The organism is Achromobacter veterisilvae (genome assembly GCF_037619525.1).
GTDB classification, from domain to species: Bacteria; Pseudomonadota; Gammaproteobacteria; order Burkholderiales; family Burkholderiaceae_B; genus Achromobacter; species Achromobacter veterisilvae.
This window is the reverse complement of record NZ_CP148753.1, coordinates 4,269,850-4,288,148: the sequence shown is the minus strand read 5'-3', so window position 1 is coordinate 4,288,148 and position 18,299 is coordinate 4,269,850. Positions and strand designations below refer to the sequence as shown.

General features: G+C 71.6%; 16 protein-coding genes. 6 read left to right on the top strand and 10 right to left on the bottom strand.

Annotation, left to right across the window (positions count from 1 at the left end; translation table 11 throughout):
• Nucleotides 1-4: 4 nt before the first annotated feature.
• From WHX56_RS19905 to WHX56_RS19895, 3 genes are all read right to left on the bottom strand, one after another.
• Nucleotides 5-901 (bottom strand): Ku protein, encoded by an 897-nt coding sequence (locus WHX56_RS19905; protein ID WP_129245258.1) that lies wholly within the window; start codon nt 899-901, stop codon nt 5-7.
• Nucleotides 902-1,003: 102 nt separating this feature from the next.
• On the bottom strand, nt 1,004-1,345 hold the full coding sequence (locus tag WHX56_RS19900) for a DUF883 family protein (protein ID WP_129245260.1): 342 nt from the start codon (nt 1,343-1,345) through the stop codon (nt 1,004-1,006).
• Between the two features lie 75 nt (nt 1,346-1,420).
• Nucleotides 1,421-1,750 carry a four-helix bundle copper-binding protein gene (locus WHX56_RS19895; protein WP_129245262.1) on the bottom strand — a complete coding sequence of 110 codons (330 nt, stop codon included), beginning with the start codon at nt 1,748-1,750 and terminating at the stop codon, nt 1,421-1,423.
• A gap of 148 nt (nt 1,751-1,898) precedes the next feature.
• On the opposite strand from WHX56_RS19895, the gene WHX56_RS19890 reads away from it, so the two are divergent.
• A complete protein-coding gene (locus WHX56_RS19890) occupies nt 1,899-2,150 on the top strand; it encodes a hypothetical protein (RefSeq protein ID WP_287754704.1) in 252 nt (83 codons plus the stop codon).
• Here the strand turns inward: WHX56_RS19890 and WHX56_RS19885 are convergent.
• Entirely contained in the window at nt 2,136-3,233 is a 1,098-nt protein-coding gene (locus WHX56_RS19885) for a DNA topoisomerase IB (protein WP_338878761.1), read from the bottom strand. The genes WHX56_RS19890 and WHX56_RS19885 overlap by 15 nt on opposite strands.
• Before the next feature lie 113 nt (nt 3,234-3,346).
• Here WHX56_RS19885 and WHX56_RS19880 point away from each other — a divergent pair, with 113 nt between their 5' ends.
• From WHX56_RS19880 to WHX56_RS19870, 3 genes are all read left to right on the top strand, one after another.
• Nucleotides 3,347-3,508 (top strand): hypothetical protein, encoded by a 162-nt coding sequence (locus WHX56_RS19880; RefSeq protein ID WP_165360310.1) that lies wholly within the window; start codon nt 3,347-3,349, stop codon nt 3,506-3,508.
• A 49-nt stretch (nt 3,509-3,557) separates the two neighbouring features.
• A complete protein-coding gene (locus tag WHX56_RS19875) occupies nt 3,558-3,710 on the top strand; it encodes a DUF3309 family protein (protein ID WP_013393887.1) in 153 nt (50 codons plus the stop codon).
• Nucleotides 3,711-3,869: 159 nt separating this feature from the next.
• Nucleotides 3,870-4,832, top strand: a complete 963-nt coding sequence (locus WHX56_RS19870) for a 2-hydroxyacid dehydrogenase (RefSeq protein ID WP_129245268.1) — start codon at nt 3,870-3,872, stop codon at nt 4,830-4,832.
• Nucleotides 4,833-4,835: 3 nt separating this feature from the next.
• Here WHX56_RS19870 and WHX56_RS19865 read toward each other — a convergent pair whose 3' ends face one another.
• Nucleotides 4,836-5,669, bottom strand: a complete 834-nt coding sequence (locus WHX56_RS19865) for a universal stress protein (RefSeq protein WP_129245269.1) — start codon at nt 5,667-5,669, stop codon at nt 4,836-4,838.
• Between the two features lie 114 nt (nt 5,670-5,783).
• The gene (locus WHX56_RS19860; protein ID WP_338878760.1) at nt 5,784-7,907 is read right to left on the bottom strand and encodes an FUSC family protein; all 2,124 of its coding nucleotides are present in this window, start codon (nt 7,905-7,907) and stop codon (nt 5,784-5,786) included.
• A 295-nt stretch (nt 7,908-8,202) separates the two neighbouring features.
• Between WHX56_RS19860 and WHX56_RS19855 the strand changes: the two genes are divergently transcribed.
• Nucleotides 8,203-9,117 (top strand): EAL domain-containing protein, encoded by a 915-nt coding sequence (locus tag WHX56_RS19855; protein ID WP_287754701.1) that lies wholly within the window; start codon nt 8,203-8,205, stop codon nt 9,115-9,117.
• Nucleotides 9,118-9,288: 171 nt separating this feature from the next.
• Nucleotides 9,289-9,465 carry a hypothetical protein gene (locus WHX56_RS19850; RefSeq protein ID WP_165360311.1) on the top strand — a complete coding sequence of 59 codons (177 nt, stop codon included), beginning with the start codon at nt 9,289-9,291 and terminating at the stop codon, nt 9,463-9,465.
• Between the two features lie 101 nt (nt 9,466-9,566).
• Here the strand turns inward: WHX56_RS19850 and treY are convergent, their stop codons facing one another.
• Genes treY through glgX form a run of 4 tightly spaced genes read right to left on the bottom strand, consistent with a single transcriptional unit; the run spans nt 9,567 to nt 18,299 of the window.
• Nucleotides 9,567-12,296 (bottom strand): malto-oligosyltrehalose synthase, encoded by a 2,730-nt coding sequence (gene treY, locus WHX56_RS19845; protein ID WP_338878759.1) that lies wholly within the window; start codon nt 12,294-12,296, stop codon nt 9,567-9,569.
• Nucleotides 12,293-14,407, bottom strand: a complete 2,115-nt coding sequence (gene malQ / locus WHX56_RS19840) for a 4-alpha-glucanotransferase (RefSeq protein WP_338878758.1) — start codon at nt 14,405-14,407, stop codon at nt 12,293-12,295. The genes treY and malQ overlap by 4 nt, the downstream gene beginning before the upstream one ends.
• Nucleotides 14,404-16,191, bottom strand: a complete 1,788-nt coding sequence (treZ, locus tag WHX56_RS19835; RefSeq protein WP_338878757.1) for a malto-oligosyltrehalose trehalohydrolase — start codon at nt 16,189-16,191, stop codon at nt 14,404-14,406. The genes malQ and treZ overlap by 4 nt, the downstream gene beginning before the upstream one ends.
• Nucleotides 16,188-18,299 (bottom strand): glycogen debranching protein GlgX, encoded by a 2,112-nt coding sequence (gene glgX / locus WHX56_RS19830; RefSeq protein ID WP_338878756.1) that lies wholly within the window; start codon nt 18,297-18,299, stop codon nt 16,188-16,190. The genes treZ and glgX overlap by 4 nt, the downstream gene beginning before the upstream one ends.

The following is an 18,299-nucleotide window of genomic DNA, read 5'->3' as shown; positions in this document are numbered from 1 at the left end:
TTCCTCATGCGGCCTTGCGCCTGGCCGCCGCGCCGGACTTGCGGGCGGGGGCCTTTTTGGCTGCCGTCCGCTTCTTGGCGGCGGCCTTCGGGGCGGGCGGTTTCCGGGCGGATCCGCGCTGTTCGATACTCTGCTTGAGCAGGGACATCAGGTCGATCACCTTGGCGGATTCACGGGGCGGTTTTTCGCCGGGCTCGGTCAGCGCGTGGGTCTTGCCGGCCTTGATCTTCCTGCCGATGGCCTCCAGCAGGTCTTCGCGGTAGTCGTCCCGGTACGCTTCCGGGTCCCAGGGGCCGGTCATGTCGTCCACCAGCCGCATGGCCATGTCGCGTTCGCGCGCGGGCGGGGCGGCGGCCTTGCCGCCGGGCAGGTCCAGTTCGTCCGCGGACAGGATTTCGTCGGCGTAGCGCAGCGTGATCAGCATCAGGGCGTCTCCCTGCGGCAGCAGCGCGCACAGGTACTGGCGGGTGTGCAGGACCACGCGCGCCAGGCCCAGCCTGCCGGCCTGCCGCAGCACTTCGCGCAGCAAGGCATAGCCTTTTTCGCCGCGGCGGTCCGGCGCCAGGTAGTAGGGCGTGTCGTAGTAATAGATGGGGACTTCCGCGGCGTCCACGAAGCCCTGGATCTCCACGGTCTGGGTGGCGGCGACGTTGGCACGCTTGAAGTCCTCGTCGTTCATGTAGACGTACTCGCCTTTTTCGTACTCGTATCCCTTGACGATGTCTTCCGAGGCAATGACCTTGCCGGTGCGCTTGTTGATGCGCTGATACCCGACGGGCGCGTCGTCGCGGCGGTCTATCCAGTCGAAATCCAGCCGGTGCGGCCGGGTCGCGGGATGGACCACGATAGGCACGTGCACCAGGCCGAACGAGATCGCGCCTTTCCAGATGGTACGCGCCATGGCCGGCTCCAGTCGATAGGGAAGCCCAGCCCCAGCAAGGCGCATGCCCGGCGCGCCGCGGGACCGCGGCGGACGCGGGAATGCCGGGACGGGCCCACGGCCTTACTGGCGGCCCACCACGACCCCGAACAGGAAGGCCGCGCCGGCGACGAGCCCGATTGCCTGCCACGGCCGCGCGTGGATGTATTCCTCGGTGCAGTCCAGGGTTTCGCGCATCAGGTCGCTGGCGTTGTCCGAGGCGTCGCGCAGGCTGCGCCGCGTGGCCCGCAGTTGGTCCGACAGCCGCGACCTGAGCGCTTCCAGGTCCGTGGCTTCCTTGTCGTTGAGCGTGGCTTCCAGTTCGTCGATCCAGGATTCCGGGTGCCGCGCGCGGCGCCGCGCGCCGCCGTTGTCCGGGCCGTTCTCGGGGAAGTCGGAAGGCAGGGGGGTGTTCGTAGTGGCCATCGAAAGCTCCTGACGGTCGGGCTGGAAACAGGCCCGCGCGGACCGGCCCGGACGGCCGCGCGGTGGGATCGGAAATCAGCGCTCGAGCATGTCGCGGCATGCCAGTGTGCAGCCCAGGCAGGCGCCCGCGCAAATCTGGCAGTGCTGCGCCCCATGCGGCGAGCATTCGCGCGCGCAGGCATCGCAGACGAGCGCGCATAAAGTGCACAGCGCGGTGGAGAATTCGCCGTTGCGCGCCAGCATCGCGGCGCACAGCCGGCAGACGGCCGCGCAATCGGTGCAAAGGCCGATGCAACGCTTCATGCGCGCGGGCTCGTCTTCCAGGCATATGGCGGCGCACACATCGCAGGCGATGGCGCATTCGTAGCAGGCTTGCACACATTGCTCGAAATTTGGGTCTCGCATTGCATCTCCTTGTGAGCCGCCGTGCCGAACGGCAATCGGCGCGCCCGGCGGCAGCGGGCACATCCGCTTGCAATTTGGCCTTGCGGAAGGTTTTTTCGAATGCAGGGGCGCCGTAGGATGGAAGACCGGATCCCGATTGGAGAGACGCATGAAACCCGCATCCGCACCCGGAAAAGCCAAGTCCGCCCGCGCCCGCAAACAGCCGGAAGACAACGCTAAGATACTGCCGCCGCGCGGCCCCGTCGATGTGCCGCGCATACCGGATAAACCAGGGGCCTCGACGCCGGACGAGGCCGCGCGCGACAAGCGGGCCGTGGCCGACAACCGCACCGAATCGAACTGGGCGGACGGCTCGGCGCCGCAGCCGCGCGCCAAGAACGCGCGCTCATCGATTCTTTGACCGGCCGTTTCCGCCGTTCCCGGATGCCCGCGCGCAGGCAGGGCCGGGGGAGTCCCGCAGGAACGCGAGCAGGCGGCGTTCGTCCGCTTGCAGTCCCCGGGGGCCGGGCGGGGCGGGCGATCGCGCCGGCAGGCGGCCGGCCAGATAGGCGTCCAGGATGGCGGGGTGCACATAGCAGGCCCGGCAGACCGCGGGCGTGTTGGCCAGCCGCTGCGCCACCTGCCGGATGACGTCGGCCACCGTTTTGCGGGCCTGGTCCTCGTCCTCCGCGGGACGGGCCTGGAGCGCGGCATAGGCCAGCACCGAGCCCGCCCAGGTGCGGTAGTGCTTGGCCGTGAAGTCTTCCGCCCCGGCACTGCGCAGATAGGCGTTGACGGCGCCGGAGTCCACGGGATGGCTGCCGCCTTCGTCGTCCAGGTACTGGAACAACTGCTGGCCGGGAATGTCCAGGCAGCGCTTGATGACGCGGGCCAGGCGGCGGTCGGCCATGGTGACGTCGTGCGCCACGCCGCTCTTGCCCTGGAACCGGAAGCGGATCCGGCTCCCCGCCACGCTGGCGTGGCGGCGCTTGAGCGTGGTCAGCCCGTAGGACTTGTTGCTGCGGGCGTATTCGCGCGCGCCGATGCGGATGAGCGTGGCTTCCAGCAGCCGCACCAGCACCGCGATCACCTTGTCCTGCGACAGGCCGGGCGCGCGCAGGTCGCGGTCGGCCCGCCGCCGGATGCGCGGCAGCGCCAGGCCGAAGGCCGCCAGGCTCTGGTATTTGTCGGCGTCGCGCACCGCCGTCCAGTCGGGGTGGTAGCGGTACTGCTTGCGGCCGCGGGCGTCGCGTCCCGTGGCCTGCAGATGCCCGCGCGGGGAAGGGCAGATCCACACCGCCTCGTAGGCGGGCGGGATGGCCAGGGCATCGAGGCGCGCGATTTCGCGGGCGTCGCGGATGCGCCGGCCGCGCGTGTCCAGATAGGCAAACGCATGGCCGTTGAGCCGCAGGCGGGCATACCCCTTCCGGGTGTCGTCCACATAGACCAGCCCCGCCTCTTCGGAGGCGGAGGGCGCGGGTTGGGCGGGGCGTGAAGTTTTCATCCGGTCTCCGGCGGGCACGGGCGGCCCCGCCGCCACCAGCATCCGGCGTTCCCGGCCGGGCCGCCGGGAACGGGACTTGCTGCAGACGGCTGGGATTCCTACAGGAGGCCGTCATGCAACCCACTCTTTACCTGCACGTTCCACCCAAGCCCGATCCGATTCCGCCAGGCTCGCCGCCCGGCGATCTGCCGGTGGATCCGGACACCGACGAACCGGACGTCGATCTGCCCCCGCTTTCCCCGCCGATCAAGGAAATCACGCCGCCAGGGAAGTGATGTCCGCCCGCCATCCAAGAACTCGAATCGATAAAGACGAGGAGCCGCCATGTCGACCATTCTGCTGATCATTCTCATCCTGCTGCTCGTGGGCGCCGTGCCCGCCTGGCCGCACAGCCGGGGCTGGGGCTACTACCCCAGCGGCATCCTGGGCATCCTGCTGATCGTGCTGATCGTGATGCTGCTGACGGGACGCTTGTAGCGGCCTGGCGAACGCCCGGGCCCCGCGTCCCCGCGGGGCCCGGGGCAGGGCCCGCGCGCTGCCTGCCGGTCCGGGAGCCGGCGGGTGGCGCGCGCGGGTGGCGAGGCGTAAGATGCCCGGGTTTTCGCGCAAAGCCTCGCCATCCGCGGCATTCCCGACATGACCATACCCCTGCTAGTCCTGATCGAAAGCGTGCAGGACTACCTGCCTGTTTTCGAGTCGCGCGGTTTCCGCGCCCTTTACGCGCCGACCGCCGAATCGCGGGCCCGGGCGATCCGCGAGCACGCCGGCGAGATCCGCATCGTGCTCACGCGCGGCGCCACCGGCTTTCACGCCGACGAGATGGCGGCGCTGCCCAGGCTGGAGATGGTCTGTTCGCTGGGCGTGGGGTACGAGAACATCGATCTCGCCGCGGCGGCCGCGCGCGGCATCGTGGTGACCAACGGCCCCGGCGCCAACGCGGTATCGGTGGCGGACCACGCGATGGCGCTGCTGCTGGGCGCCGCGCGCCGCCTGCCGCAGGCCGACGCGTGGGTGCGCCAGGGCCACTGGAATGGTTTCATGGGGCCGCAGGTCACGGGCAAGCGCCTGGGCATCCTGGGCCTGGGCACCATCGGCCTGGAGATCGCCAGGCGCGGCGCCAACGGCTTCGGCATGCCGGTCGGCTATTTCAGCCGGCGCGCCCGGCCCGAAACCGGCTACGCCTATTTCGACAGCCCCCGGGCGCTGGCGGCCGCGTCGGATTTCCTGGTGGTGGCCACGCCGGGCGGCGCGGCCACGCGGCATCTGGTGGACGCCGAGGTGCTGGAAGCGCTGGGGCCCGGCGGCTACCTGGTAAATATTGCGCGCGGCAGCGTGGTCGACACGCAGGCCCTGATCGCGGCGCTGGCCGAAGGCCGCATAGCCGGCGCCGGGCTGGACGTGGTGGACGGCGAACCGTCCATTCCGGAAGCGCTCAGGCAGCTCGACAACGTGGTGCTGACCCCGCACAGCGCGGGCCGTTCCCCGGAAGCCGTGGACGCCACCGTCGCGCTGTTCCTGGACAATGCCGGCGCGCATTTCGCCGGCAGGCCGGTGCTGACGCCGGTGGCGGCGGGCGCCGCCCGGAGCGCGGCGGCCTGATCGCTAGTGGGAGAACATGACCGGGACGGTCATGCTCTTCAGGATGGACGCGGTGGCGCCGCCCAGCGCCCACTGGCGGAACTTGCTGTGGCCGTACGCGCCCATGACGAGCAGGTCCGCGCTGTAGTCCGCGGCGGCATTCAGGATGGTGCTGCCCACGCCGACGCCCTTGATGTCGCGCTGCACGTGCTCGGGGGCCGGCATGCCCTGGGCCACGCAGTAGGTGACCAGGTCTTCGAAGGGCGCCTCGGCCTTGCCGTTGGATTCGCCTTCGTCCATGGTCAGCACGATCATGCTCGAGGCCAGCCGCAGGATGGGCGCGGCGTCGGCCAGCGCGCGGGCGGCTTCGCGGCTGCCGTCCCAGCAGCACAGCACGCGGTCCCCGATGACGGGGAAGTCCCCGCTGGACGGCAGCGCCAGCACCGGGCGGCCGGCCGTCAGCAGCGTTTGTTCGACGAACTCGATTTCGTGGGCGGCCTCGACGTCCTGGCGATTTTCCTGGCTGACGATGATCAGGTCGCTGGTGCGCCCCAGCAGGGCGACGGTCGCGCTGGGCGAGGAATCGCCCGCGCGCACCACGGCCGGCACGTCGGCCGCGGCAGCGGCCGCGAGGAAGCCGGTCTGCACCGCGTCGCGGCTTTGCGTCTGCAATTCCTTCATGACGGAAGTGGCGCGGGACATCAGCACGGATTCGCCGTAGTAGTACTGCGGCGGCGCGGCGTTGGCGTAGATGCCGACCAGTTCGGCCTTGTGGCGCTTGGCCAAAACCAGCGCGGCATCGGTGCGGCGCTTGCAATCGAACCCGTGGTCGAGGTGGACGGAAATGCGACGATACATGGAGGCCTCCTTGGTTTAACGTCCGATACCTATATGGTTGCGCGTCCGCCAAGGATGGCTATTGATTCGCGTCAAGCGCCCGCCAGTTTCCCGGACACGGCGCAAACGCGGGGCTTATTGCGCGGGCGGCGCGCGTTCCACGCGCTCGCGCAGTTGCCGGATCTGGCGCGCCTGCTGCGCGATGCGGTCCAGGGGGCCGGCCAGGTCGGGGCTGGCCTGGCCGATGGCCGCGGGCAGCGCCAGTTGGCGCGGGCCGGGCGCGGGCGTCGACGCCCGCGGATGCAGCGCGCCCGCCAAGACCTGCCCGTAGTCGCGCAGCGCGGCCGCCTCGGGCGTATCCGCGGACAGCGGCGGCTGGATCTCCAGCACCGTGCCGGCCGCGGTGATGCGCCGCATGGCGTTGAGCAGGCCGACCGCCGTATCGACGTTGCGGTCCCGGTGCACCGGATTCTGTTGCAGCCGCTGGAGGGACGCCTCGGCGTTGTCGGCCGACAGGCAGGCCTCGCGGCGCAGGCCCACGACGTCCTGGGCCGCGCCGCCGCCGGCCTTGCGCAGGATCAGGGCCCGCGCATAGTCGGCGTGGCGCTCCAGCGCGCGCGCCAGCGCCCCGGCCAGTTGGCGGGGCTCTTTCTCGGGCCAGACCAGAACGCCCACCAGCAGCGCCAGGATGCCGCCCAGCACGCTGTTGAAGGCGCGCAGCGCGGCCAGCGTGGGCTCGTAGATCTCCGGCTGCTGGATGTGGCTGACCAGCACGAACTGGGACGTCAGGAAGAAGGTGAACAGCGCATAGTGGATGGTGCGGGCGGCGAAGGTGCCCAGGGCGATCGGCAGCACGGCCAGCGCCACGGACAAGGGCGTGCTGAGCAACAGGCCCAGCAGGGACGCGCCGATGGCGCCGGCCACGCTGCCGGCGACGCGCTCCAGGGTGCGCTGCCAGGTGATGGCGAAGTAGGGTTGCAGGATGAAGACCAGCGTCAGGGACATCCAGTAGCCGTGGTTGACGGCAAAGGTCTTCGACAGCGCGACGGCGATGGTGGCGCCGACGCCCACCCGCAAGGCGTGGCGGAAGGCGTCGGACTCGAAGCGCAGGTTCTGGCGCAGGCTGCGCCAGGCGCCGCGCGCGCGGTTTTCCGCCAGGCGGTCGCGGGCGGGCGCGGCGGGCGCGCCGCCATGGTCGAACAACGATTGCGCGACGGACTGCGCGGTCTGCTGCAGGCGGTCCAGCACCGGGGCCATGCTGGCGAGGTCGGGCGCGTGGGCCAGGGCGCTGCCGCGCAGTTCGCGCAGGCCCGCGCCGTAGTGCGCCAGGCGTTCGCGCAGGCATTCGGCCTGGCGGGCATCGTTGACGTCGGACGTGCTGGCGATGGCGTTGCACACGGCGGCATAGCGGTGCAGCGCGTGCGACAGATGCGCGCCCGCGCCGCGGCCGAGCCAGCGCGGCGCGTTCGATTCCAGCAGGTCGGCCGCCGCCACCAGGGCGATGAAGCTGTCTTCCGCGCTGTCCAGCAGGTACAGCAACTGGTGCGCGCGGGCGCGGCGGGAAGGGCGGGTGTCCTGCACTTCGCGGATGCGCGTCCGGGCGGCTTCCAGGGCGGCGCGCTGGGCGCTGCGCCGCGGCCGCGTGACGGCGCTCCAGGCCTGGGGGCCGGCGGCGGGCGCAAGGCCCGAGTACAGATGGGCCAGCGCCGCGGCGAAGTCCGCCAGGCCCCGGTAGCAATGCGCGACGGCGAGCGTCGCGTCCTTCCAGGGGCGGCGCCGCCAGACCAGGGCCGTCATCAGGATGGCCCAGACCGCGCCCGCGAGGAAGAACAGGGTATAGGACAGGCTGTCCGCGAGCGTGGGCGCGGGGAGTTCGGCCGCGACGACGAAGCCGGCCGACAGCAAGGTGCCGACGATGGCGGCGGCCGGCCCCAGCACGCGCAACAGGCCGCCGAAAGTGCAGCACAGAAAGGTCAGGGGCAATAGCAACCAAAGATGACCGGCGCTGGCGCTGGCCAGGAAGCAGAAGAGCGCGCCGATCAGGCCCAGCGCGAGCATGGCGCCGGCGCGCTGGCGCAGCGGCCCGCCGGGATCGCCGAAGCAGGCCCAGAACGCGGCGATGGCGGTCCAGCCCAGGCGGGGCTCGTGCGCCAGCGCCGCCAGGATGACCGGCGCCGCGCTGATGGCGGCGGCTTGCAGGGCGTCCAGCCACAGGACGTGGCGCGCGGAGGCGCGCCAGCGGGAAAGCAGATTCGTCACGCGGAAAGAGAACGGCAGAAAAGCGCCCGGCGGGCGGAAGACGCAAACCCTACCATGTCGACAAGACGCCGCGATGCGGTCCGTCCACGGGGCCGGATATTCCCCTGTTGCGCGGGGGCCAATACGCATGGTTACATCTGTGTGACTTTACCGCGTCAAACCCGCAAATTTGCCTGGAACAATTGCGCGAAATCGCATACAAAAAACCTTATAGCTGGGAATGCTCACGTCCAATGTGCCTTTTCTGCGCCCGGACAGCGCAGGCTTTGCCCAGAGGCGCTCAAGGAGGGTCGGCATGATGTCGAATCACGAGGCTTCCGCAAGCTCGGTGGCAAGCGACGACGAGATCGCCGCCATGATTACAGGCAAGGATGGCCTGCGCATGCTGTTGCAGCCGCAGGTGGACCTGCTGACCGGCAGGATCGTATCCGCCGAGGCGCTGGCGCGCTGGCAGCATCCCCGGCTGGGCATCATCATGCCCGGCGAATTCATCCCCGCCGTCAACCGGCTGGGCCTGGACAGCATCCTTTTCGAACGCGTCTGCCTGCGGGTGATCGACATGCTGCTCGGCTTGCGGCGCGCCGGCATCGCGGTGCCCGTCGCCATCAACGCGCCCGCGTCCACGTTGTCGGACGAACGCGCGGTGGACTTCCTGCTCGGGCGCATCCACGCCGCGGAATTGCCGGCGTCCCTGGTGCGCGTGGAACTGACCGAGGACCAGCCCATCCGCGAACTGGACGTGCTGCGGGCCTCGCTCCTGAAACTGGAGAACGCCGGCTGCGAAGTCAGCCTGGACGATTTCGGCACCGGGCACGCGTCCTTGAAACTGCTGTCCGCCATCCCATTGTCCGAAGTGAAGATCGACCAGTACTTCGTCACCCGCATGCGCCGCAGCGCCGTGGCGTTCGAAGTGCTGCGCACCGCCGCCGAACTGGCGAACCGGCTCGGCCGCCGCGTAGTGGCGGAAGGGGTCGAGAACATGGCGGACATTCCCGCGCTGCGCGCCGCGGGCTGCCGCTACGGACAAGGTTTCGCGCTGGGCCGCCCGATGCCGCTGGACGAGCTGATGATGCGCCTGCGCACGCAGCGCGACCGCGGCGACGCCATGGCCGCGCCCACGCCGTATGCCTCGTCTTGGCTGGACGTGTACGAAGACGTCAAGCAGGATGCCGCGCCATTGCGCCGCGCCCGCCACGTGACCGCCCAGTAGGGCGGCCGCGGCAGCGCAGAATTTACCGGGCGGATCCGGCCTTTACCGATTCCGCCCGCGATCTCCTCCGTCCCCACATCCGTGCCGCCGGCCATTGCCCGGCGCGGGTTTGGGCACGCGGGTTGCTCTTGGTAGTCCAGCGGAGTGTGTCCGCTTACCAGGAGATTTGCAATGTCCACTCAGAACCAGCCCGATCAGCAGAAGCAGCCCCAGAAACAGCAGGCCCAGGAGGATCCCAAGGACCGCAAGCAGCCGGGGCAGCAATCCGGCCAGCCTGGCCAGCAGGTCGACAAGGATCGCCAGCAGCAAGGCCATGCGCCGGGGCAGCAAAGCAAGATGCCGCGCTGACGCCCTGGACCGCGTTCCCGGCCCAGGGCGGAATCGCGGTCTTGCCGGCCCTGCCCGCGCCCGCTCCGGGACGCGGGCAGGGCCTTTTGCATGCCGGACGGTCAGTTCCGGACGGACAGGCACAGCGCGACGGGCATGTCGCGCAGGATCTCGGCCAGCGGCAGGCGGCCGTCGGCCAGCGGCCTCAGCCGGCGGCCGTCCAGCGCGTCGTGCCAGGCGCCGCCGGCCGCCGCCGGGGGCAGCCGCAGCGCCGTGTCCGCCCAATGGCCGCGCGCCTGCGCGGACCGGCCGCGGGCATAGCCGTCCAGCCGCAGCGCGCACAGGTGCGGCGCGACGATCAGGGCATTCTGGCCCTCGTGCTGGCGCAGCCAGGCAAGCACCTGTTCCGCCCGCGGGCCTTCGGCCGGCACGGCGGCGCATCCGCCCTGGGCGAACAGCGCCGGCAGGCGCGCCCTGGCCGCCAGCAGCCGCTGGATCAGCGTCAGCTTGACCGAGCCGCCGCGCCAGGCGGACTCCGACAGGTCGATGGGCGCGGCGCCGCGCGCCTCGGCCAGCAGCGATTCGCGCCGCGCATAATCGACCGGACGGCGGTTGTCGGGATCGACCAGGCTGAAATCCCATAGCTCCGTGCCCTGGTACAGGTCCGGGACGCCCGGCAGCGTGTTGCGCAGCAGCGTCTGGGTCAGGCTGTTGACCAGGCCCGCCGGCGCCAGTTCGAACGCGAACCCGGCGATCTCGCCCAGCAGTTCGCGGCCTCGCGGATCGGCCAGCAGGAAGCCGAGCGCGCCCCGGGCCGCGTCTTCGTAGACGGGATCCGGATCGGTCCAGGAGGTGTGCAGTTTCGCTTCGCGCAAGGCCTTCAACTGCCACTGCGCGACGCGTTCCAGCCAATGCGCGGCCTCGTCGCCGGGCTGCGCGCCGCGGCTCGCGTCCCAGTCGGCCGGCCACGCTCCGACCAGCGTCTGCACCAGCAGGTAGCGGTCGGCCAGCGTGGGCGCCTCGCCGGCGGGCAGCGCCTGGATCCAGCGCTGCGCGGTGTCCCGCCATCGCTGCGGCATTTCGCTCAGGACGGCCAGCCGGGCCCTGGCGTCTTCGCCGCGCTTGTGGTCGTGCGTGGCGGTGGCGAGCATGGCGTGCGGATGCGCGCGGGCGCGCGCGTCGACCAGCGCGCGGAAGGCGGCCGGCGCCAGCGCGAAGGCGTCGGCGCTGGCGCCGACCTCGTTGCGCGACAACAGCGGCCCGTAGCGGTACAGCAGCGTATCTTCCAGCGACTTGGCGGCCAGGGGCGGCGTCAATTGCTGGAAGCGGCGCAGCGCCTGGTCGCGTTCGGCGCGGGCGGGCGCGTCGAGCCCGGGCACCTCCGAGCCGTCCAGCCATCGGTCCAGTTGCGCGAGCAGCGCCGCGTCCGCCGTGCCGGGGCGGGCGTCCAGCAAGACCGCCGCGCGCCGCAAGGCCTCGCGGCACACCTGGCGGTCGGCCTCGCCGCGCCCGCCGTCCTCGGCATAGGTGCGATAGACGGGAAAAGCGGCCAGCATGGCGGACAGCGCGCGGTCGATGGCGTTCGCGCTCCAGTCGCGGGTGTGCCCGTCCAGCCGCGCGATGCGCTCCAGGCTGCGCACCAGCGCCAGCCGTTCCGACGGAAAATGCCGCGCAAGCATGCGCCGGCGGGCCGCCTCCAACTGTTCCCGCGGCGGGCGCATGTCGCCGGTCAGGGCCTGCCAGAACGCGCGCAGGGGGGCTTCGGCGGCGGGCGCATGCAGCAGCGCGCCGGCCTGGTCCATGAAGTCGTAGCCGGTCGTGCCGTCGATTTGCCAGCGCGGGTCCGGCGCTTCGCCGGGCGCCAGGATCTTCTCCACCACCAGATAGGCCCGCGGCTGCGCGCAAGCGGGCGGACGGCCGGCGCATGCCTGGGCCAGGCGCTGGTTCAGGCGGCGCAGGTAGGCGCCCGGCGCGGCCAGTCCGTCGATGTGGTCGATCCTCAGGCCGTCCAGGATGCCTTCGGCGTACAGCCGCAGGATCAGCGCATGGACCGCGTCGAAGACGGCTTCGTCCTCGACCCGCACGCCCACGAGCTCGCTGATCTCGAAGAAGCGGCGCCAGTTGATCTGGTCGGGCGCGGTGCGCCACCAGGCCAGCCGGTAGTGTTGCCGCTCCAGCAGGCGGTGCAGGCGCTCCCGGCCGCTTTCCTCGCCGGGATCGTAAAGACGCGCGAGCGCCCGCGGGTCGATCCCGCGCGGTATCGACGGCGGCGCGACGGGATAGCGTCCGCCCGGCGCTTCCAGCTCGAGTTCGCCGCTATCGGGGTCGCGGCGCAGCCGGAGATCGCCGCGCGCCAGGCAATCGCCATAGGGGCCGGCCAGCACCGGCAGCAGCACCTTGCCCCGCAGCGCGGGGTCGGGCGTCTGCCAGTCGATGTCGAAGTGCCGGGAGTAGGCGCTGGCCTCGCCCAGCGCCAGCACGTCGCGCCACCACGGATTGGCCGGATGCGCGGCCATGTGGTTGGGGACGATGTCCGCGATCAGCCCCAGGCCGCGCCGCCGCGCCGCTTGCGCCAGGCGCCGCAAGGCGGGCTCGCCGCCCAGTTCGGGATTGACGGCGGCGTGGTCGATCACGTCGTAGCCATGCGTGGAGCCGGGCCGGGCGCGGGTGATGGGCGACAGATAGAGATGGCTGACGCCCAGGTCCGCGTAGTAGTCCACGCGGTCGCGCGCGTCGTCCAGCGTGAAGCCGGCATGCAGTTGCAGCCGGGCCGTGGCGCGGGGCGGGCCGGCTCGATGGCCTTCCTGCCGCGCATTCCGGTATTCGCCCTTGGGGCGGCCCGGCGGGCTCATGGCCGGCCCCGGCCGCCGCGCATCGCGTCCAGCCGCAGGCGCGCGGCCGGGTCGGCAAAGCAGGCGGGGTTGTCCAGGGGCAGGCGCTGGCGCCAGTTCGGGTGCACGTCTATCGTGCCGGGCAGGTTCGGCTGGTCCAGCGCGCCGGCCAGGTCTTCCATCGGCACCAGCAGCAGCGGGCAGGGCGTGGCGGACACGAAGCGCAGCAGGTCCGCCAGCGGCGGTTCCGAGGGCGGCGCCGCGGCCGGACCGCCCATGGCTTGCGACAGCAGCACGCGGTCGGCCGCGCGGCCGCGCCGCAGCGTCTCTTCGCTGTCGTCCGGGCCCAGCAGGCCGAGCTTGACCCGCCAATCGATGTCGCGGCCGGTCCACCAGCCGCGCAGCGTGGGCAGGTCGTGCGTGGTCGTCATGGCGGCGGACCCGGGCGGCCAGTCCCGCGCTGCGGCGAAGGCGGAGGGCGGCCCGGGCGCCGGATCCGCGGTATCGGCGGGCACGGGGTCCGGCGCCCGCCGCATGAACCACAGCACGTTCATGCCCAGGACGCCGTGGTCCGCGAGTTCCTGGTCGAATCCGTCGGGCACCGTGCCGAGGTTCTCGCCGATGACGAGGGCGCGGTGGCGCCACGCCTCCAGCGCCGTCAGCGCAAGCAGGGTCCGCAACGGATAGCGCAGGTAGGCGCCTTCGGTCGGCGGCGCGCCTTCCGGCACCAGCCACAGCCGCGCCATGCCCAGGATGTGGTCGATGCGCAGGCCGCCCGCGTGCGCCAGCGTCGCGCGCAGCATGTCGATGAAGGCGGCGTATCCCGAGGCGGCGACCGCGCGCGGCGAAAAAGCGGTCAAGCCCCAATTCTGCCCCAGCGGATTGTGGATGTCGGGCGGCGCGCCGATCGCGACGCGCGGCAACAGGTCCGCCTGGCGTCCCCAGGCGTGGCTGCCGTCCGGGCTGTCGCCCACGGCCAGGTCCGCGATCAGGCCCACCCGCATTCCCGCCTCGCGTCCCGCGGCGTGCGCGAGGGCCAGGCTTTCGGCCGCGAGCCACTGGGCGAACTGGTGGAAGTCCACCTCGATGGCGTGCATGCGGGCATAGCGCCTGACACAGGCCGACTCCGGGTCGCGCCATTGCGCGGGCCATTGGGTCCAGGGCGCCTGCGCGCCGCGCGCGGCATGCAGGGATTCGAACACGGCGTGGTCCCGCAGGGCCTGGCCCTGCTGGGCGCAGAACCGGGCGTAGCGCTGGCGCAGGTCGGCGGGCGCCGAGGCGCGGAACTGCCGGTGCAGCGCGCGAAGCAGGCGCTGGCGCCGCGCGCCCGCGCGCGGCCAGTCGATGCAGGCCGCGCCGTCCGGGCCGCCGGGTTCTTCGACCTGGGCCCGGCGCAGCGCCGCCGCGCCCAGGACCGCGGCCGGATTCGCATACAGGGGGTTCAGGAACAGCCGGCTGGACGGGGAGTAGGGGCTGCAGCGGCCGGGCTGCGAGGCGTACATGGCATGCACCGGGCTGATGGCCAGCGCGTCCGCGCCATGTTCGGCGGCCAGGACGGCCAGTTGGCGCAGCGCGCCGAAATCCCCGAAGTCGTCTTCGGCGCCCAGGGCGCCGGCGCCGGGCCCCCGTCTCAGGCTGTAGACCTGCGCGCACAGTCCCCAGCAGCGCGCGCCGGCCTGTCCGGTCAATTCCGCGAGGCTGGGCGCCTGCCGGGGCGCGACGGCCAGCACGGCGGTCTGGCCGCCGGCAAAGGAAAGCGCGTGGTAGCCGGGCTCGTCGGGCACGGCGAGGACAGGGCCGGCTTGCGCCGGAACGACGCGGCCTTCGACGACGCGGCCCGATTCGCAATGGATCCGGCAGGGGCCGCGCGCTGAGGACGGCAGCGCCAGGGACGCGCCGCCGCGCGCCGCGAGCAGGGGCGGGAGCCGGGCGGCGTCTTCGGCCAGGCGCTGCGCGCTCTCGCGGACGTCGCTCGCGCTGGCGGCGGGCAGGCCCAGGCTGGTCAGCAGCGCCCGCAAGGTATCGGCGGAGACGCGCTGTGGACGCCGGCGCGCGTCGGTCCAGTATTCCGCGATGCCCGCCATGGCCGCCAGCTCCGGCAGGCCGGGATCGTTCGCGCCGGCCGGGCTCATGCGGGTTCCTCCAGCAGCCATACGGCGGTGTCGCCGCAAAGCTCGCCCAAGGCCAGCGCGTCGCGGCCGCCGGCCTGGGACTCGAACAGCAGCGTGCCGTACACGTCCTCGCCCGCCCGCAACGGGGCGGGCACGGGCTGGCGTTGCGGCCCGAGATTGGCGTAGACCGCCAGCCGCGCGCCGTCCGCGAGCCGCCAGCGGGCGAAGACGCCGTGTCCGCCGATGGCGGCGGCGCCCAGGCTGGTCGCGCCGGCCAGCCTGGGCGCGATGAGACGGGCGCGCAATTGCAGCAGGGCGGCATAGTCGCGCATCCATGCCTGCGCGTCGTCGCCCGCCGCGCGGGGCCGGCTCGCCAGGCAGGCGGCGGGATCGTTGGGGTCGGGCGGGAGGGCTTGCGCGCCATCGCCGGAGAATGCCGCGAAGGCCGAGAACTCGCGCCGCCGGCCGTCGCGCACCGCCTGGGCCAGGGCGGGGTCGGCATGGCTGGTGAAATAGAGGAAGGGCGTGCGCGAACCGCGCTCCTCGCCTATGAAGATCAGCGGAATCTGCGGGGCCAGCAGTTGCAGCGCCACCGCGGCGCGCAGCCGGGCGGGCTCGTCCACCAGGGCGGCCAGGCGTTCGCCGCGGGCGCGGTTTCCCGTCTGGTCGTGGTTCTGCAGGAACAGCACGAAAGCGGTGGGCGGCAGTCCGCCGCTGGGTTCGCCGCGGACCTGTCCGCCGCGATACCGCGAGGGCTGGCCCTGGTACAGCCAGCCCTCGGCCAGGCAGCGCGCCAGGGCCTGCGCCGGCCGGTCGGCGTAGTCGGCGTAATAGCCCTGGGCCTCGCCGGTCAGCAGGACGTGCAGCACGTGATGGGCGTCGTCGTTCCATTGCGCATCGTAGTCGCCTTGCAGCAGGCTCGCGCGGTTGTCGTCGTTCTCCAGGACCAGGTGCACGCGGCGCCCCGGCGGAACGCGTCCGCGCACGTCGCGCGCCAGTTCGCGCAGCCATTCGTGTCCCGCGATCGCGTGGACGGCGTCGAGCCGCAGGCCGTCGAAGCGGTATTCGGTCAGCCAGTACACCGCGTTGTCCTTGAAGAACTGGCTGACCGCCGCCTGGCGGAAGTCGATGGCGTCGCCCCAGGGCGTGCGGACGTCCTGCCGGAAGAAAGGCGCCGCGTAGCGCGGCAGATAGTTGCCGTCCGGACCGAAATGGTTGTAGACCACGTCCAGCATCACGCCCATGCCCAGCCCGTGCGCGGTGTCGATCAGGCGCTTCAATTCGTCGGGCGTGCCGTAGGCCGTGTCCGGCGCATAGGGCAGCACGCCGTCGTAGCCCCAGTTGCGCGGCCCCGGGAAATCGGCGATGGGCATGAGTTCGAGCAGGGTGATGCCCAGGGCCGCCAGTTCGGGCAGCCGGGCCTCCAATCCCGCATAGCCGCCTTCCAGGCCGGCGTGGGTTTCATAGACCACGCTTTCCTCCCAGGGGCGGCCGGGCCAGTCCGGGTGGCGCCACGGATAGGCGTCCGGCGCGGCCACGATGCTGTCGCCGTGCACGTCGCCGTCCTGCAGCCGGGAGGCGGGATCGGGCGCGACGGTCTCGGCATCGAGCCGGTAATGGTAGCGGGCGCCCGGCGGGCAATCGACGTCGGCCTGCGCGAACCCGTCCGGGCCGGGGCGCATCGCGATGGGAGGGTGGCCCTCGACTTCCAGGGCCAGCCCGTCGGGCGCGGACGGCGCCCACAGGCGAAAGCGCGTGACGCCGCTGGCCAGCGGAACGGCGCCGAAGGAGCAGGCCTGGGTCATGGCGCGCCTCCGGGCACGTGCGCCGCGGCCAGCAGCAGCACGCTGTGCGCGGCCACGGTGACGGCGGATTCGGCCAGCGGGGCGGCCGGCGCCAGGGTGGCCGAATCCAGTTCGCGGATCCAGGCGAGGGCCGGCCCGGGCAACTGGAAGGAAACGGCCTCATCGCCCGGGTTCAGCATCAGCAGGGTGACGTCGGCGCTGCCGTCTTCGCGCGGGGCGGCGCGGCGCAAGGCCAGCACGCGTTCCTGGTCCGAGGCCCAGGCGGCCTCGTCCATCGGCGAGCCGGCGGCGTCGAACCAGGCCATGGCGGCAACGCCCGGACAGACTTCCCGGTTCGCGTCGCCGTAGCGGGCCGCGCGCACGCTGGGATGGGCGCGGCGCAGCGCGATCAGGCGGGCCGCGTAGCGGCTCAGTTCCCGGCCCGCGTCGCCCTGGGCCTGGGTCCAGTCCAGCCACGACACCGGGTTGTCCTGGCAATAGGCATTGTTGTTGCCTTCCTGGCTGTTGCCGAATTCGTCTCCGGCCAGCAGCATGGGCGTGCCGTCCGACAGGAACACGCAGGCGAGCAGGGCGCGCTGCGCCAGCGTCCGCGTCTCCAGGATGGCCGGGTCCTGCGTGGGGCCTTCCTCGCCCCAGTTGTGGCTGTAGTTCTCGCCGTGGCCGTCGTTGCCGCCTTCGCCATTGGCCTCGTTGTGGCTGCCGTCGTAGCTGACGACGTCGGCCAGCGTGAAGCCGTCATGGGACGCGATGAAATTGACCGTTGCCCAGGGGCGGCGATGGCGGCGGTCGAACAGGTCCCGCGATCCGCATAGGCGGGCCGCCATCTCGCCGCGCATGCCCTCGTCCCCGCGCCAGTAGCGGCGCGCGCCGTCGCGGAACTTGTCGTTCCATTCCGCGAAGCCGGGCGGATGGTTGCCCAACTGGTAGCCGTCCGGCCCGATGTCCCAAGGTTCGGAAATCAGCTTCAGCCGGGCCAGCACGGGGTCCTGCAGGACGGCGTCGAAGAAGCCCGAACCGGGATCGTAGCCGGTGCCTTCCCGCCCCAGCGTGACGCCGAGGTCGAAGCGGAAACCATCCACGCCGTAGGAAGCGGCCCAGTAGCGCAGCGAGTCCGTGACCATCTGCAGCACGCGAGGGTGCGAGAGATTGACGGTGTTGCCGCAGCCGGTGTCGTTGATGTAGTGGCGTTCCTCGCCCGGCACCAGGCGGTAGTAGCTGGCGTTGTCGAGCCCGCGCCAGGACAGCGTGGGCCCCATCTCGTTGCCTTCGCAGGTGTGGTTGTAGACGACGTCGAGGATGACTTCGATGCCCGCGGCGTGCAGCCGGCGGATCGCCTGGCGCAGTTCGTTCGGATTCTGCTGCAGGTAGGCGGGTTCCGGCGCGAAATAGGAAAGCGTGCTGTAGCCCCAGTAATTGCGCAATCCGCGTTCGGTCAGGAAGCGGTCCTGCAGGAAGGCGTGGACCGGCAGCAGTTCGATGGCGGTCACGCCCAGCCGCTGCAGGTGCTCGATGAAGCGCGGATCGGCCAGGGCCGAGCAGGTGCCGCGCAGCGGCGGCCGCAGGTCTTCGCGCAGCATGGACGCGCCGCGCAGGTGGACTTCATAGACGATGGTGTCGCTCCAGGGCGTGGCCGGCGATCTGCTGTTGCCCCAGTTGAAAGGCGTTTCCTCCGGCACGATCGCCTTGGGCATGGCGGGCGCGCTGTCGCGGCGGTCGATGCTCAGGTCGGCGCGGGCGTGGTTCATGCGGTAGCCGAACAGCGCGTCGCTCCAGTGCAGCGGGCCCGTCAGTTGTTTGGCATAGGGGTCCAGCAGCAGCTTGTGCGGATTGAAGCGGTGGCCGTTGCGCGGATCGTGCGGGCCGTGGGCGCGCAAGCCGTAGACCAGCCCCGGGTGCGCGTCGGGCAGGTATCCGTGCCAGATCTCGTCGGTGCATTCCGGCAGGTCGAAGCGGCGCAGTTCCTTGCGGCCCCTGGCGTCGAACAGGCAGAGTTCGATCCGCGTGGCGTTGGCGGAAAACACGGCGAAATTCACGCCCAGGCCGTCGCTGACCGCGCCCAGGGGATAGGGTTGGCCGGCGTGGATGCGCGTCAATTGAGTGGGGTCCAT

Bases quoted from the DNA above. Each gene is read 5' to 3' on its own strand.
- WHX56_RS19905 (WP_129245258.1), bottom strand. From the start codon at position 901: ATGGCGCGTACCATCTGGAAAGGCGCGATCTCGTTCGGCCTGGTGCAC.
- WHX56_RS19900 (WP_129245260.1), bottom strand. From the start codon at position 1,345: ATGGCCACTACGAACACCCCCCTGCCTTCCGACTTCCCCGAGAACGGC.
- WHX56_RS19895 (WP_129245262.1), bottom strand. From the start codon at position 1,750: ATGCGAGACCCAAATTTCGAGCAATGTGTGCAAGCCTGCTACGAATGC.
- WHX56_RS19890 (WP_287754704.1), top strand. From the start codon at position 1,899: ATGAAACCCGCATCCGCACCCGGAAAAGCCAAGTCCGCCCGCGCCCGC.
- WHX56_RS19885 (WP_338878761.1), bottom strand. From the start codon at position 3,233: ATGAAAACTTCACGCCCCGCCCAACCCGCGCCCTCCGCCTCCGAAGAG.
- WHX56_RS19880 (WP_165360310.1), top strand. From the start codon at position 3,347: ATGCAACCCACTCTTTACCTGCACGTTCCACCCAAGCCCGATCCGATT.
- WHX56_RS19875 (WP_013393887.1), top strand. From the start codon at position 3,558: ATGTCGACCATTCTGCTGATCATTCTCATCCTGCTGCTCGTGGGCGCC.
- WHX56_RS19870 (WP_129245268.1), top strand. From the start codon at position 3,870: ATGACCATACCCCTGCTAGTCCTGATCGAAAGCGTGCAGGACTACCTG.
- WHX56_RS19865 (WP_129245269.1), bottom strand. From the start codon at position 5,669: ATGTATCGTCGCATTTCCGTCCACCTCGACCACGGGTTCGATTGCAAG.
- WHX56_RS19855 (WP_287754701.1), top strand. From the start codon at position 8,203: ATGATGTCGAATCACGAGGCTTCCGCAAGCTCGGTGGCAAGCGACGAC.
- WHX56_RS19850 (WP_165360311.1), top strand. From the start codon at position 9,289: ATGTCCACTCAGAACCAGCCCGATCAGCAGAAGCAGCCCCAGAAACAG.
- treY (WP_338878759.1), bottom strand. From the start codon at position 12,296: ATGAGCCCGCCGGGCCGCCCCAAGGGCGAATACCGGAATGCGCGGCAG.
- malQ (WP_338878758.1), bottom strand. From the start codon at position 14,407: ATGAGCCCGGCCGGCGCGAACGATCCCGGCCTGCCGGAGCTGGCGGCC.
- treZ (WP_338878757.1), bottom strand. From the start codon at position 16,191: ATGACCCAGGCCTGCTCCTTCGGCGCCGTTCCGCTGGCCAGCGGCGTC.
- glgX (WP_338878756.1), bottom strand. From the start codon at position 18,299: ATGGACCCCACTCAATTGACGCGCATCCACGCCGGCCAACCCTATCCC.